The sequence below is a fragment of the Nodularia spumigena CCY9414 genome (assembly GCF_000340565.2).
In the GTDB taxonomy this organism is placed as follows: domain Bacteria; phylum Cyanobacteriota; class Cyanobacteriia; order Cyanobacteriales; family Nostocaceae; genus Nodularia; species Nodularia spumigena.
The window spans coordinates 4,317,958-4,332,101 of record NZ_CP007203.1 but is presented as its reverse complement, the minus strand read 5'-3'; the positions used below and the strand labels follow the sequence as shown (position 1 = coordinate 4,332,101).

General features: G+C 43.0%; 15 protein-coding genes. 8 read left to right on the top strand and 7 right to left on the bottom strand.

Going from position 1 to position 14,144, the window contains the following annotated elements:
* Window positions 1-19: 19 nt before the first annotated feature.
* The 3 genes from NSP_RS18795 to NSP_RS18785 all read left to right on the top strand — a co-directional run bounded on the left by NSP_RS18795 (window position 20) and on the right by NSP_RS18785 (window position 3,520).
* Window positions 20-724 carry a Uma2 family endonuclease gene (locus NSP_RS18795; protein WP_006198132.1) on the top strand — a complete coding sequence of 235 codons (705 nt, stop codon included), beginning with the start codon at window positions 20-22 and terminating at the stop codon, window positions 722-724.
* Window positions 725-900: 176 nt separating this feature from the next.
* Complete coding sequence (uvsE, locus tag NSP_RS18790) at window positions 901-1,848, top strand: UV DNA damage repair endonuclease UvsE (protein ID WP_006198133.1); 948 nt, start codon at window positions 901-903, stop codon at window positions 1,846-1,848.
* Window positions 1,849-1,924: 76 nt separating this feature from the next.
* The gene (locus NSP_RS18785; RefSeq protein WP_006198134.1) at window positions 1,925-3,520 is read left to right on the top strand and encodes an Hsp70 family protein; all 1,596 of its coding nucleotides are present in this window, start codon (window positions 1,925-1,927) and stop codon (window positions 3,518-3,520) included.
* Here the strand turns inward: NSP_RS18785 and NSP_RS27065 are convergent.
* On the bottom strand, window positions 3,517-3,657 hold the full coding sequence (locus tag NSP_RS27065) for a hypothetical protein (protein WP_198138102.1): 141 nt from the start codon (window positions 3,655-3,657) through the stop codon (window positions 3,517-3,519). The genes NSP_RS18785 and NSP_RS27065 overlap by 4 nt on opposite strands.
* Before the next feature lie 10 nt (window positions 3,658-3,667).
* The gene (locus NSP_RS18780; protein WP_006198136.1) at window positions 3,668-4,567 is read right to left on the bottom strand and encodes a S66 peptidase family protein; all 900 of its coding nucleotides are present in this window, start codon (window positions 4,565-4,567) and stop codon (window positions 3,668-3,670) included.
* Between the two features lie 520 nt (window positions 4,568-5,087).
* On the opposite strand from NSP_RS18780, the gene NSP_RS18775 reads away from it, so the two are divergent.
* Window positions 5,088-5,543: a DUF2141 domain-containing protein gene (locus NSP_RS18775; protein ID WP_006198137.1), complete on the top strand. Its 456-nt coding sequence runs from the start codon at window positions 5,088-5,090 to the stop codon at window positions 5,541-5,543.
* Here the strand turns inward: NSP_RS18775 and NSP_RS18770 are convergent.
* From NSP_RS18770 to NSP_RS25620, 4 genes are all read right to left on the bottom strand, one after another.
* Window positions 5,538-6,722, bottom strand: coding sequence for a peptidoglycan-binding protein (locus NSP_RS18770; RefSeq protein ID WP_006198138.1), 1,185 nt, complete (start codon window positions 6,720-6,722; stop codon window positions 5,538-5,540). The two genes, NSP_RS18775 and NSP_RS18770, sit on opposite strands and share 6 nt — an antisense overlap.
* A 110-nt stretch (window positions 6,723-6,832) precedes the next feature.
* On the bottom strand, window positions 6,833-7,849 hold the full coding sequence (locus NSP_RS18765) for a DMT family transporter (protein ID WP_006198139.1): 1,017 nt from the start codon (window positions 7,847-7,849) through the stop codon (window positions 6,833-6,835).
* A 468-nt stretch (window positions 7,850-8,317) separates the two neighbouring features.
* Window positions 8,318-9,967, bottom strand: a complete 1,650-nt coding sequence (locus NSP_RS18760; protein ID WP_006198140.1) for a Ppx/GppA phosphatase family protein — start codon at window positions 9,965-9,967, stop codon at window positions 8,318-8,320.
* Window positions 9,968-9,995: 28 nt separating this feature from the next.
* Window positions 9,996-10,196 carry a hypothetical protein gene (locus tag NSP_RS25620; RefSeq protein WP_144360570.1) on the bottom strand — a complete coding sequence of 67 codons (201 nt, stop codon included), beginning with the start codon at window positions 10,194-10,196 and terminating at the stop codon, window positions 9,996-9,998.
* A 65-nt stretch (window positions 10,197-10,261) separates the two neighbouring features.
* Here NSP_RS25620 and NSP_RS18755 point away from each other — a divergent pair, with 65 nt between their 5' ends.
* The gene (locus NSP_RS18755) at window positions 10,262-11,146 is read left to right on the top strand and encodes a 4-hydroxybenzoate solanesyltransferase (protein WP_006198142.1); all 885 of its coding nucleotides are present in this window, start codon (window positions 10,262-10,264) and stop codon (window positions 11,144-11,146) included.
* Window positions 11,147-11,522: 376 nt separating this feature from the next.
* Window positions 11,523-12,071 carry a hypothetical protein gene (locus NSP_RS18750; protein ID WP_006198143.1) on the top strand — a complete coding sequence of 183 codons (549 nt, stop codon included), beginning with the start codon at window positions 11,523-11,525 and terminating at the stop codon, window positions 12,069-12,071.
* A gap of 19 nt (window positions 12,072-12,090) precedes the next feature.
* Here NSP_RS18750 and NSP_RS26385 read toward each other — a convergent pair whose 3' ends face one another.
* Window positions 12,091-12,243, bottom strand: a complete 153-nt coding sequence (locus NSP_RS26385; RefSeq protein WP_006198144.1) for a hypothetical protein — start codon at window positions 12,241-12,243, stop codon at window positions 12,091-12,093.
* A gap of 230 nt (window positions 12,244-12,473) precedes the next feature.
* Here NSP_RS26385 and NSP_RS18745 point away from each other — a divergent pair, with 230 nt between their 5' ends.
* Window positions 12,474-12,680 (top strand): hypothetical protein, encoded by a 207-nt coding sequence (locus tag NSP_RS18745; protein ID WP_006198145.1) that lies wholly within the window; start codon window positions 12,474-12,476, stop codon window positions 12,678-12,680.
* A 207-nt stretch (window positions 12,681-12,887) separates the two neighbouring features.
* A complete protein-coding gene (locus NSP_RS18740; protein WP_017804335.1) occupies window positions 12,888-14,144 on the top strand; it encodes a GNAT family N-acetyltransferase in 1,257 nt (418 codons plus the stop codon).

Below are 14,144 nucleotides of genomic sequence, written 5' to 3'. Positions count from 1 at the left end.
TCTAAGCAAAGGTAGCTTTATGACCTCTGCAACCAATCCAGCCACTGAAGAACTCACCCCTTTTCCTGACCATACTCAGCTACCAGAGTCTGATGGTACTTTTGTGAAAAATTTCCAGGAACATCCTCAAAGCATTCTACTGACGGACTCCATTAAACCAATACTGCAAAAACTCCACCCCGATGGGCAGTACTGTATTGGACAAGATAGCGGTATTTACTGGCGCATGAGTGACCCCCCAGAAAAAGGCGCAGAAGCTCCTGACTGGTTTTATGTCCCGAATGTACCGCCCTTATTGGATGGACAAACCCGACGCTCTTACGTGCTGTGGCGAGAATTTATTGCCCCGTTGATTGTCTTAGAGTTTGTCTCTGGGGATGGTAGCGAGGAGCGAGACAAAACTCCTTGGAAGGGGAAATTTTGGATTTATGAGCAGGTGATTCGTCCTCCCTTCTATGGCATTTATGAAGTGAAAAAAGCCAGTGTAGAAGTTTATCATCTAATTGAAGGACAGTATCAGCCATTACCAGCAAATGAGCGTGGACATTATCCTATACCTCATTTGGGAGTTGAGTTAGGTATTTGGCAAGGAGAATATCACAATATGGAATTACCCTGGCTGCGTTGGTGGGATTTGCAAGGTAATTTGTTGTTGACTGGTGAAGAAAGAGCCGAACGCTTAACAGCTCAATTGCGTGCTTTGGGTATTGAACCAGAAGCGTGAGCAAGAGAAGAGGCAAGGGAGCAGGGAGAAGAGGCAGGGGAGCAGGGAGCAGGGAGCAGGGGAGAAAAACTTCCCATTACCCAGTAGGGGCGTTGAGAAATATCATTCAATCAAGAGGGCGGGCATCTTTGCCCTCCCCCACAACAACAATATAGATAATTAATTAATTTTAGTTAATGAATGCAATCCAAGTTCAAAATCAACCGGATCTAGAACAAGCACAAAAACCATCGCCACCATATTTAGGGCTGGTTTGTGTGACTATATCCAAGCAGGTGCGTTTTCGGGCTATGACACGCACGCGTTACTTAAAACTGTCTTTCAAAGAACGCGAAACTGTTTTAAAAGAACTCTATCAAGATAATTTGCAGCGTTTAGATGCAGCATTGTCTTTTTGTCAGCAAAATAATATTCGCCTGTATCGCATGACTTCGGCTTTATTTCCCCTGAGTGATATGGAAGACGAAATCGGCGCGAATATATTAGAGGAAATGAGCGCTGATTTAAGTAAAATTGGTCAAAAAGCGCAAGCATTAGATATTAGAATGGTGCTACACCCAGATCAATTTGTTGTGCTGAGTTCTGATTCTCCCGAAGTCGTCAAAACAAGTATCAAAATTTTAGCACGACACGCCCGGACATTTGACTTGTTAGGCTTACCTCGTTCCCCTTGGTCATTGATGAATATTCACGGTGGAAAATCTCAACGCCCAGCCGAACTAATTAAGGTAATCTCAGAATTACCAGCAGAAATTAAAAATCGTTTAACTCTAGAAAACGACGAATACGCCTACAGTTCTGAGGAAATTTTAGCAGTGTGTGAGCAGACTGGCATCCCAATGGTATTCGATGCTCATCACCAAATTTGCCATGAAAAATTAGATAGTTACGATGATCCCAGTGTAGCCGCTATGTTGTACGCAGCAAGAGAAACTTGGGCTAACCCAGATTGGCAATTAGTTCACATTTCCAACGGTGAAACCGCTTTTAAGGACAGAAAGCACAGTAACTTAATCACCGCCATGCCCCAAGTTTACCACCAAGCCCCCTGGATAGAAGTCGAAGCCAAACACAAAGAAGAAGCGATCGCACATTTGCGTTCTTGGTGGCTTATGGGACAATAATCTTAAAAACACTTTGCGCCTTTGCGCCTATCCTGCGGGAACGTTTTCAACGAATGCGCGAAATAAATAAAAAGATATGGGTATAGCTATAGATTTTGGTACAAGTAACACAGTTATTGCCCGTTGGAACCCCGTCACCCAACAGCCCGAAACCCTGACTATACCGGGTTTATCAATTCAGCAAAGCCTCAACCCGCCACTAATTCCCAGCTTAGTGTACATAGAAGAGGCAACACAAGGTAAAGTTTTAGTAGGGCAAGAAGTACGCGATCGCGGTTTTGACCTCAAGAACGACACGCGATTTTTCCGCAGCTTCAAACGGGGAATTGGTGCAGATATTCAAGGTTTCTTACCCGAAATAGATGGCGAGAACATCACCTTTGAGCAAGTAGGACAATTATTCCTCACACAGGTAATTGAAAAACTAGCACCCACCCAAGGCGGTTTAGATTCTCTAATCTTAACAGTACCCGTAGACAGCTTTGAAGCTTATCGTCATTGGTTAGGCAAAGTTTGTCAAGCCCTCCCCGTCGAAAGAGTGCAGATGGTAGATGAACCCACCGCAGCAGCTTTGGGTTACGGTTTAGCAGACCAAGAAATTCTCTTGGTGATTGACTTTGGCGGTGGTACATTAGATTTATCTCTGGTACGCTTGGATCAAAGTGTGCAAACCAAAAAGCCTATAGGATTTCTCCTGAAATGGGGGAATAAATCTCTAGGTGACAATTCTCGCCAAAAACCTAAAACAGCCCGTGTACTAGCCAAAGCAGGGCAGAATCTGGGCGGTACTGATATTGATGCTTGGTTAGTAGATTACTTTGCTAAAACTCAAGGACTAGCGGTGACTCCCTTGACAACACGATTAGCCGAACGGGTGAAAATTCAGCTATCGACCCAAAACCAAGCTAGTGAAGTTTATTTTGATGACGAGAATTTTGAAAGCTATGAATTGTCACTCAGCCGCGAAGTTTTAGAGGATATTCTCAAAGAACAGGGATTTTTTGCTCAATTAGATGAGTCGATGACGAGTTTATTACAGCAAGCGCGACGACAGGGGATAGAAGTTGCAGATATTAACGCTGTGTTGTTAGTGGGTGGGACTGTGCAATTACCCGCAGTGCAGACATGGGTAAAAAAATATTTTCAGCCGGAAAAAATTCGCTGTGAACGTCCTTTTGAAGCGATCGCTCAAGGTGCGTTACAGTTAGCTCAAGGTATGGAAATTAAAGACTTTCTCTACCATAGTTACGGTGTCCGCTATTGGGATCGCCGCAATCAACGCCACAATTGGCATTCTATTATTAAAACTGGACAGGCTTACCCCATGAGTGAGTCAGTGGAATTAGTTTTAGGCGCATCTTTAGAAAATCAACCCAGCATTGAATTAATTATTGGGGAATTGGGATCTCAAACCGCTAGCACTGAAGTTTATTTTGATGGCGATCGCTTAATTACTCGCCGCATGGAAGAAGGCGGAACCAGCGTTAAACCCCTGAATGATCAAGCAGGTGCGAGAACCATCGCCCAATTGACACCGCCAGGATTTCCGGGAAGCGATCGCATTAAAATATTGTTTCAAGTAGACGAACAGCGTTTTTTACGCATCACAGTTGAGGATTTGTTAACCAATGACACGCTTTTAGAAAATCAACTTGTCGCCCAGTTGAGTTAGATGGGGGAGTGGGGAGTGTGGGAGGTGTGGGGAGTGTGGGGAGTGTGGGGAGTGTGGGGGGTGTGGGGAGAAGACGGTAACTTCCTAATGACCAATGACCAATGACCAATGACCAATGACCAATGACCAATGACCAATGACCAATGACTAATGACTAATACTCAAAATCCCCTGGTCTGCGTCTAATGTTGCTAATACACCCACAGGTAAAGCTGCATTAGGATTGCCGTGACCAAAGGGTAAATCGGATACAATGGGAATGCCTAAATCCCCCAGGCGATCGCGTAAGACTTCTTGTACACTGAAACTAGGCACATTTGGCGGTGGTTCGCATTTAGTAAAGCTTCCCAAAGCAATACCACGGACTTTTGATAAAACACCACTTAAACGCCACTGCGTCAACATTCGGTCAATGCGGTAGGGTGCTTCTGTGACATCTTCCCATGCCAAAATCACACCATCCAAATCTGGTATTATGGATGTAGCTAAAAGATGAGTTGTGACTGTGAGATTACCTGGTAGTAAAAGACCTGTAGCCATTCCACCCCCCCAACCACAACCCACCAGAGGAGGGATAGGGCGACCTTCGACAAAATCGAATAATCGCTGAATTGACCAATCTGTCTCATCTGCTAGGGTCGTCAGGACAGGAGCATGAACACTGGAAATTCCTGCTGTGTAAAGACTCCATAACAAAGCTGTGATGTCGGAAAACCCAATCAGCCATTTTGGGGGTGCTGAGTTGATATCCCAAGTCCAATTTTCTAAAATGCGGGTGGTACCAAATCCGCCCCTGGTGCAGAGGATACCACGACAATTTGGATCTGACCAGGCTGTGGTTAGTTGTTGACGACGAGATTCGTCTGTTTGAGCTAAATATCCCCATTTATCAGCTAATATTGGCATTATATCGACTTGATAACCACGCGATCGCCAAATTTCTACACTCCGGTCAAATGCTTCAAATTCTCGCAACGCACCACTCGGAGCAATTACTCTTAATAAGTCACCAGGTTGTAGGGGTGGAGGTAATATCTGAGATTGCATAAATAATTTACTAAGATTCCAAAGTACAGATAGACCAAGATCAAAAATTAATCGTTAGGAGTGAGAAATAAGCTCATAACTAATATAAATTTTCTGTCAGTATAATCTATGCTTGACTTTTTTGATAATTTATAGGAATTACCCACAAATTACGGAATAACGAACCACACCAGACGCAGAGAACACAGAGGAATAAGGGTTTGAGAGAGTTTTTGCGTAAGTCCTGAATTTAGTGTGCAATTACCGGGAATAGGTATTATTTATTGATTTATATAAGAAGTAGCTAATTGCGTAGGTGGGGAGTGGTCCGTAGGGAGTAGTCCGTGGGAAACAGCTTTTTGAGTTGTCAGCGCAAAGCGCAGGCTACGCCAACAGAAATCAAATAGGAGTCCAATATATAGGCCAATCCATCAAATTATCGTTAGAACCAAAATGAGTATTGATATGTATCTGTTACCAATTAATGCCAAACTGTACTTAGTTTACAGAAATTTTGGTTCAATTGGGTGAAAACTTACTTATGGTTAAAAAATTAGGACTTAGTGTGCTGCTACTTGCAGTTATGGGAAACTTCGCCTGGACATCGATTGCTAGGGGAAATTTCCAGGGAAATCTCACCGTGGAAATTGATGGATTGAGAAACACAGAAGGACAGGTGTGTGTGAGCATATTTGCTAATAGTCAAGGATTTCCCAACAATAGCGATCGCGTACTCAAAAGACAATGTACGAAGATTACCGATACATCCTTAAAAGTTACTTTTGATAACTTAGAAGCTGGTAGTTATGCTGTCGCCCTGATCCATGATCAGAATAAAGACCAAATCCTTAATCGTAATAACCTCGGTATGCCCCTCGAAGGCTTTGGGTTTTCCAGAAACCCAGAAGTTCGCACCAGTCCTCCCAAATTCAGCAATGCCGCTTTTTTGTTAGCAGGCCCAAATACAGTTGTCCAAATCCAATTGAAATATTTATAATTTCCTTTGTTCTGGCTGTGTGTGATGGTCTTCCGGTAGACTCTGTTGATTGGGTAAAACCCGCAATTGATTCATCTGAGTCAGAGCATACTTTGCCGTAGTTTGCACATCAGCATCCGAGTCTTCCACCGCGTGAGCTAACATCTGGCTCATTTGAGACATCATGTCATAAACGCGAGTCAAGTCACGGATGGCATTTTGTCGCACTTGTGGACTTTCATCTTGTAATGAAATTGCCAAAGCACGGTTCATCGGTCTGAGTGCGCGAGCATTAATTTCTGCCAAAGCCGCCAAAATTAAACTGCGTTGTTGAGAATCGGCATTAATCATCAAGTCTACCAGTGGCTGAATGGCGCGTGAGTCGCCTTGCTGACCCAAATTCCAAATAGCCTTGCGCCGCTTCGAGCGGTCATGACTGCGTAAGTCCTGAATCAGTTGATCAACAATACTCAGTTTAGTCAGACGCGAAGTCATTTCCGGTGGTAATACTGCTGTGGTAACTGATGGTTTTGCTGTTTGTGGACTGCTCACAGATACATGATTTTCCTGTGGGTCGGATAGGTTTTCCACCTCTGGAACAGGTGGCTTTCTCCGGGCTTTTTTATCAGATCCCGAAGCCGTAAATTCGCTAGTTGTAGATATTGAATCACCTTTGCTCTGACCCAACAATTTCACCCCGAACAGGAGTGCGCCAACACTTCCGAGAATTCCCAGACCCAATAACGACCACCAGATAAACCCTCGCTGGCTTTGTTGAGCCGGCTCAGTTTCTGGGACATCAGTTTCTGAGACAGTTGAAATAGAAGAGGCGAAAACCGGATTTTTCTCTGACCAAAATGTTTGCAGACTGTTCCTAGTTGTCAGGTCAGCAACACCATCTGTTCTTCCTAAATTGCGGAATTTCTGAAACTGAACTACAGCATTTTGCGTATCTGGCCCATATAGTCCATCTATCTCACTATTGTAGTATCCTAAATCCTTTAATTTGGTTTGCAGTCTCTTAACATCTGCCCCTCGACTACCGGGGATGAGAATACTCTCTATGGTAGGCGTTGTCGAACTTGCTTGTGCAATTTCTAGGGATGCTAGGTTAGATGTTGCTGTACTTGCCCGATGTGGGTAAAAACCCAGGCAAGTAAAACAGGTAAAAATCAGAATTGAGGAATGGCATAGCCTCATATTGTCAGTTTCAGCCTGAATGTGCTATTTAAGTTATCGATTCCACAATAACTTGAAGATGTCTAAATGTTAACTTTTAAAGTAACAGAAAAAACATTAAAATTACTAATTTATATTCGAGTAGATGCTTCTAAGACTGCTGATTGCTGTCTAGTTTCTTCTCCCACACTCAGTTTGTTATTCTCTCCCGCCAGGTTTTCACGCTGGTTAATGAGATAGATGCTGATTAGAGTTAGTCCTACTCCCACCCACTGCAAGGGACTGAGAACTTCCGAGAGGAAGAGATTGCCAAATAATAGGGCAAAGACCGGAGTTAAAAAGGTCAGAGAACTGAGACTGGTCAAACTACCGCTAGAAGCAAAGTAAAAAAATAATCCATAGGCGATCGCACTCCCAAAAACTGTAGCATAACCCAAAGCAATCCATTCAGATGTCACCAGATTCTGCCACTGTTGAGATTCTGCCACAGATGAAATTCCCCACAACGGCAATCCACCCAAAATCATGTGCCATCCCGTAGCCATTACCGGGTCTGCATATCTACACACAAACCGAATCATGACTGTTCCCACAGCCATTGAGAGGGCGGCTAACAGCATTAACCATTCACCACTAGCAAACAAATCTTGCCAATTACCAATAGTTGCATTGACGTTGGCATCAAAAAACTGAAAAATCCACTCATCGGGCAAACCAATTAAACTTATGCCTACAACTCCTATTCCTAATCCCAGCCATCCCCACAAACCAATATGTTCTTGGAATAGCCACAACGACAACAAAGCCACCGCCAAAGGTTGGGAGTCAATCATCACAGACCCCAACCCAGCAGTAGTTCTAACTAATCCTTCTGCCAAAAAGCCTTGAAATAAAGCCCCATCTATCAAGGCAAATAAAATAATCCACAGCCATGCTGACCAACCGCTAGGCTGGGGTTTACCCATAATTACTGCTGCCATCAAAATTAACACCCCCGCAGGTAGCAATCGCACACCTGCCATAAATAGGGGCGCAGTGTGGGGTATGACTCCTTTCATAGCCACCATTGCTGTTCCCCAGAAGAAAAAAGGGGCGATTAACAATAAGGGAGCGAAAGGAAATTTAGATGCACTGAGTTTCAGTTGCATGGATTTGCTGATGCCTTTGTTTTACAAATGCCAAAATTACTTTACCCAATTTTACCGAATTATGTACTTTTGTGTTCGCGTAATCTCTTGAACAGAAGCAACAATTAATTACAAGTAGCAACAATTACAAAAAAATGTATAGGTTTCAGCACTTAATTTTGGTCATTTTGCCTCAAGTTCTGCTTCTATATCAGCCAGCACCTCTTCTGTATTTAGTTTTTTTATACATACGAGTAAGTTCATTTAAGGTTATTCACGAAGCTGGATTTGTGCTTTCTCCCAACACAGTAGCAAAAATAAATCTTTATATTTTAGCTAGCTTAGTAGGTGCGTTCAACCAGTGAAACGCACCAAAATCTTTTGTGTTAGGACTTACGCAAAAATTACGGAATAACGAACCACACCAGACGCAGAGGACACAGAGGAATAAGGGTTTGAGAGGATTTGTGCGTAAGTCCTGTGTGTAAACTATATCTTGGCAAAAGGAGAATGTTTCAAATAAGCCACCAATTTCACCTTGAATTCATCTTCAAACACTGGTTTTTTATAATCTAAACTCCAAAGTTCTAAGGCACAGTCATCACCAGGTTGAGAGGGAAAAATCAACATTTGTAATTCCTGGCTATCAGGATGATACTCACACTGTACGCAGGATATCGCCCCAATTTGTCGTCTATCTAATGCCACCGCCAATCTCAAAATACCACTCAACTGACTGACTATTTGTCGATGCTGTTTACTCAATAAATTACGGTAATTTTCGTGTTTTTTCTTGGGCTGTGATTTACGGTGATAACGGGCTAAATTAGCAATAATTTCAATCTCGGTTTCGGTATAGCCGAGTAATTCACTATTGCGAACTAGATAGTAGGAATGCTTGTGGTGAGACGAATGGCTAATATAATGCCCACAATTATGTAATATAGCCGCAGCCCATAGCAGTTGTCGCTCGTTGACTCCCCAGTTATGTAATTTCCCTTGGGTTTGGTCAAATAAACTCAAAGCAAATAAGGCCACGCGATCGCTATGTTCTAAATTAATATGATACTTGTCAGCCTGTTTGAGCACACTGCGTTGACGCACGGAACCTTGATAGCGCAGTCTATCTTCAATCAAACCATGTGCCAGCATCCAGTCCACAATTACCCCTTCCCGGAGAGCGCGCCCGCACACCGTCAATGATTCCACCCCTAACAAAGTCATGGTTTCCTGTAAAATGACAGCGCCAGCCAATATCACTTCTGAGCGCTTATCTGGCATACCCGGTATATTAGAAATCTCTGAGTTAGGCATTTTCCGCAAGCGATATACCCAATTCTGCAAATCCTTCAGACTGAACTGGTAGCCATTGAGGGTGGAAGGAACAGTATCTAAATTTTCACGTGCATTAATCATTGCTAGGGTTTCAATCGTACCGGAGGTTCCCACCAAAAGGGGAGATTCGCCCAACTGGATATTTCCTAGCACATCTTCCACAGAACGTTCTAACATCCCGCGTGTATAGGCTTGCAGGTACTGAAACTCGGCATCGCTAATGGGGTCCTTAGTGATGAACTCGCCAGTGAGTCTAACTGCACCAACTTTTGTACTGGTGAGACTGCGCGCTTCTTGACTATCGCCCAAAATTAATTCTGTGGAACCACCGCCAATATCAACAATTATATGGGGTTGGTTGTGAAATTCCATCCCCGAAAGTACACCCAGGTAGATGCGTCGCGCTTCTTCTTGACCAGAAATCAAGTCAACGCTTAAACCTAACTCGTCTTCTACTCTGTGCAGAAAGTCTCTACCATTGGGGGCTTCTCGCACAGCGCTAGTTGCTACAGCAATGATTGTTTCAGCATTCGCAGTTTTGGCAACTTCTTGAAAGCGTTTGAGGACGGTAATCGCCTTGTCAATGATTTCTGGTTTCAGTTCTCCAGTAGCGATATCACGATTACCCAGTCTGACGGTTTCTTTTTCTTTGGCAATAATCCCAAACGATGGTAATGTCGGGTCAATCTTTACTACTACCATGTGCAGGGAATTAGTTCCCATGTCAATAGCAGCAATAATCCGGTTTTGCTTAACTGGTTGAGTGCTAACACTTTCCCAGCTAGCTGAAACTAAATTCAGCATCTAAATTTCTCTCATTCAAGGAAGGACTTTAAAAAGGTGGTGCATCAAGGTGTTCAGCTTGACTATGTAATCTAAAAATAGTTACCCTACTACCGACAAATTCGGCGAATAACTGGAAAAATACGGTGTAATGAGTAATAATACGAGCTAGTAACACCATTTTCAGGACAACTGTTGAAGTTTTGTCACCGAAGATACCAGTTGATGGCGGTGCTTTTACAAATATCAAATCACGTTATTCTATAGATATAAAGATGTGTGAATTCATCTATCTAAAGTTATTACTTGATTTCTATGCTGAATCCTCAAGAACTCAAACAGGAACCTGTATGGCTGACTATTATCCGGCTTTTGCGGTGGCATAAACCAGAAGGAAGATTAATTTTAATGATTCCGGCTCTTTGGGCTGTGTTTTTAGCAGCCTCTGGAAAACCACCTTTACCTTTAGTAGGCGTAATTGTTTTGGGGACTCTAGCCACAAGTGCGGCTGGTTGTGTAGTTAACGATTTGTGGGATCGGAACATTGACCCGGAAGTAGAAAGAACACGAAATCGCCCTCTAGCTTCCCGCGCCCTGTCTATCAAAGTCGGTATTGTGGTCGCTATTGTTTCCTTAGTGTGTGCAGCAGCACTTGCTTTATATCTTAACCCCTTAAGTTTCTGGTTATCTGTGGCAGCTGTACCAGTAATTTTATTTTATCCAGGTGCAAAGCGAGTATTTCCAGTACCGCAGCTAGTTCTTTCCATTGCTTGGGGTTTTGCGGTGTTGATTAGCTGGAGTGCGGTAACACCAACCCTTTCTCAACCTACTTGGCTATTGTGGGGTGCAACAATTCTCTGGACATTGGGATTTGATACGGTTTATGCTATGAGCGATCGCGAAGATGATCGACGCATTGGCGTTAATTCCAGCGCTTTATTTTTTGGTCATTACGCCCCTACAGCTATTGGCATTTTCTTTGTTACTACAGTAATTCTACTGATTCGGTTAGGTCTATTGATTAACCTGAACTTCACATTTTGGGTTAGCCTAGGAATTGCTACTATTGCCTGGAGTTGGCAGTATTTACGTTTAAGAAAGCAAGACCTACCCAACTCTGAGTATGGTCAAATGTTCCGCCAAAATGTCTGGATTGGTTTTATTTTACTTGCGGGAATGATTGCTGGCTCTCTCTTTTGAAAGTAGCTCAAACAATAGATCAGAAAAAAGCGACCTAGCCGACTCAGCCAGATCGTCCTCTCAATTTAAAAGTCGTTGATCTACGTAAAATCATACTTTGAAACCTACGACAAGGGCTTGATATTTATTACGCAATAATTGTCTATTTTTTAGATATTTTCACGGGGCTGGGTACTAGGAAAGATGGATTTGACCTCTCCCCAGCCTCTTCTGTGTCCCATGCTTTTACAGTAATTTTACAATTGCCTTGTCTTTGTGCATATTACGCAAAGTTTTGCTCAATATCTCGGTTAGTAGTGTTTAGTAATTGGGTATGTGACTATGAAATTTAGACGTACCCAACTCCATGAAGCGATCGCATCTTATCAAAATAGCCATGATAGCTTTACTTTCACTAGGTAGTCTTGGTATGGTTGAGAAAAGTTTTTTTTCCAAAAAAGACTTGAGCAGTAGCAACGAAATTCAAGTCCTAACTGACACAGATCGCTATAAAGAAATTCGTCAGCAACTATGGTCTAATAACAACCATATTCAACATTTTCCTAATGAGTTACCTGATGGGGCAGAAAACGTCCCTATTGCCTATTATGATGGACTCGCAACAGAGAGTAGTTTTTTTCAAATTAGGCTAAAACATTCACCAGAAAAAATCCAAAAATTACTTTCACAATATAAAAATCTGGCTAAACATCAGTATAAAGGTGGTAATACCAACGATCATGTTAACTTAGAAAATGGTGTGCCAACAACATTCTTCCACACCAGTGATGCTTCTAAAGAATCATTTCCACCCACCTATGAAATATTAGTATTAAATGCCAAAGATAGAGGTACATCCGGCTTTAAATGGAATCATGGGGATAGCTACGGCGTAGCCATTGATATCTCAGCCTCAGAAATTGTCTATTGGGCTGAAAAATGGTAAATCGTAATTGATCCCCCCTTCAGGCAGATAATAACAAGCTGAGGAGATCATCACCCTGAGATTCAGGATGATGGCGACGTTCCTGAATTTCTCGGTAAATCAATTTATTAAACTGCTGTTTAGTCCGGATAAATTTTCCCCAAGGAGGCCAAGGGTCTAAGTCGCGTTGCAATCACCTTTAATGAATCTGGGTGCAGTGAAGAGTGAATAGCGATCGCCTTTAACAAAACATTCAAAAAAAGCCACATCGAAGAACACCACCCAAGACTAAGACCAAAAACTTTCACATCCACAATGCAACAAACCGTTAAACTTGATTGCGAATTAAGAAGCAAAGCAAAACAATGTGATAAGTTCTTATGATGTGAAGACAAACAGTGAAGAAAGGAGAACCCAGTGGCAATGGAATCAAAAATCTCAACGGGCGCAGTTGTAAAAAATGAAGACTTCAGCGAATATGTTGCCCACTTGCAACTTCACATGACTCTACAAGCCCGCAATCTGGTTCCAACCCTGAAGCAGACATTTTCACTTGAAGATAGCCGAGAGCAACTGCTTCACCAAACGCAAGCCAACTTTGAAAAGCTAATTTCCCGGCAAGGGCTGTAATATATAAAAATTTTCTCAAAATTCTCATAAAATAAAAGCAGATACTGTTGAGTCAACACTAAACAGATCTGCTTTATTTTAGTCTATTTATGCTCATATTTTAGTATCTAGTCACAAAAATCACCCTTTTGGAGCAAGAGATAGGGGCGAAAAGCCGTTAGAATTGATTATTGCAAGAGTTCCTCAGACCCAGTAAGTTAAGGCTAAATGGCAGCTCGAATTAAAATGACTTCATTACTTCCTCGAAACCTCAGCGTTGTCATCCGGCCAGCCCAATACCGGGATCTGGACGGAATTGAACAAATAACGCAAGACTCATTCGCAACCCTCACTCCCAAAGAGGCGGAACTGGCCATCAGCCAAATGCAATGGTTACGCCGTTGGTATGGATTTCTGAAATTTTTGAGCTGGTTTCCTAACCCCCTAAAGTATCGTTTCTGTGCCTACGTAGCAGAGCAAGGGCGAGTGCTTTTAGGAATGATTCAAGTGTCACCATTCAACCGCACACGCAGTACATGGCGGATTGATCGCGTAATGCTGGCTCCATCTGTGGAAAAGCAAGCAGTCGGTTCGCAACTTTTGCGCCATTGCTTTGAGTCGATTTTGGAAGCTCGGACTTGGCTATTAGAAGTCAGTATTAACGATAAAGACGCACTGGCACTGTATCGCCAAAATGGGTTCCAGCGTCTAGCAGAAATGACTTATTGGGAAATTAAACCCGAATTACTCGCCCAATTGGCGCAAGCAGAGCCTGACTTACCCAATCTTCTGCCTGTAAGTAATGCCGATGCCCAGTTACTATATCAATTAGATACAGCATCAATGCCGCCTTTGGTGCGTCAGGTATTTGATCGGAATACTCGCGACTTTAAAACCAGTTTCTTTGGCGCTTTAACTGATGCTGTCAAGCAGTGGGTGACAAAAACCGAAGTAGTTAGTGGCTACGTATTTGAACCCCAACGCAAAGCAGCTATCGGTTATTTTCAAGTCCAACTTGACCGCAAAGGCAAAACTCCTCATGTCGCCAGGCTGACAGTTCACCCTGCTTATACCTGGCTGTACCCAGAGTTGCTTTCCCAACTGGCGCGCATTGTCCAAGATTTCCCTCAGCAAGGTTTACAATTAGCATCCTCAGACTACCAAGCAGAACGAGAAGAGTATTTAGAGCGCATTGGTGCAGAACGCATAGAACATACCCTGATTATGTCTCGCTCGGTTTGGCATAAGCTCCGGGAGTCTAAATTTGTCTCCTTAGAAGGAATTCAGTGGACTGGAGTGCTGCAAGGGTTGCAACCGGCTCGTAAACCCATCCCTGGTGGAATGTCATGGGTAAAACCAAGCAAGCAACCAGCGTCAGAAAGACCCGCGCCCACCAAATCAGAACCTGTGGCCTTTAAGTGCGAAAATTTAAGTATGGAAGCATTGCCCATTCCTGAATCCACAGATACAACACAGGAGAACTAG

Excerpts from the sequence above, each read along its gene's own strand:
- uvsE (WP_006198133.1), top strand. The coding sequence starts at position 901 with ATGAATGCAATCCAAGTTCAAAATCAACCGGATCTAGAACAAGCACAA.
- NSP_RS18765 (WP_006198139.1), bottom strand. The coding sequence starts at position 7,849 with ATGCAACTGAAACTCAGTGCATCTAAATTTCCTTTCGCTCCCTTATTG.
- NSP_RS18740 (WP_017804335.1), top strand. The coding sequence starts at position 12,888 with ATGGCAGCTCGAATTAAAATGACTTCATTACTTCCTCGAAACCTCAGC.
- NSP_RS18785 (WP_006198134.1), top strand. The coding sequence starts at position 1,925 with ATGGGTATAGCTATAGATTTTGGTACAAGTAACACAGTTATTGCCCGT.
- NSP_RS18745 (WP_006198145.1), top strand. The coding sequence starts at position 12,474 with ATGGAATCAAAAATCTCAACGGGCGCAGTTGTAAAAAATGAAGACTTC.
- NSP_RS18780 (WP_006198136.1), bottom strand. The coding sequence starts at position 4,567 with ATGCAATCTCAGATATTACCTCCACCCCTACAACCTGGTGACTTATTA.
- NSP_RS18775 (WP_006198137.1), top strand. The coding sequence starts at position 5,088 with ATGGTTAAAAAATTAGGACTTAGTGTGCTGCTACTTGCAGTTATGGGA.
- NSP_RS18795 (WP_006198132.1), top strand. The coding sequence starts at position 20 with ATGACCTCTGCAACCAATCCAGCCACTGAAGAACTCACCCCTTTTCCT.
- NSP_RS18750 (WP_006198143.1), top strand. The coding sequence starts at position 11,523 with ATGATAGCTTTACTTTCACTAGGTAGTCTTGGTATGGTTGAGAAAAGT.
- NSP_RS18760 (WP_006198140.1), bottom strand. The coding sequence starts at position 9,967 with ATGCTGAATTTAGTTTCAGCTAGCTGGGAAAGTGTTAGCACTCAACCA.
- NSP_RS18770 (WP_006198138.1), bottom strand. The coding sequence starts at position 6,722 with ATGAGGCTATGCCATTCCTCAATTCTGATTTTTACCTGTTTTACTTGC.
- NSP_RS18755 (WP_006198142.1), top strand. The coding sequence starts at position 10,262 with ATGCTGAATCCTCAAGAACTCAAACAGGAACCTGTATGGCTGACTATT.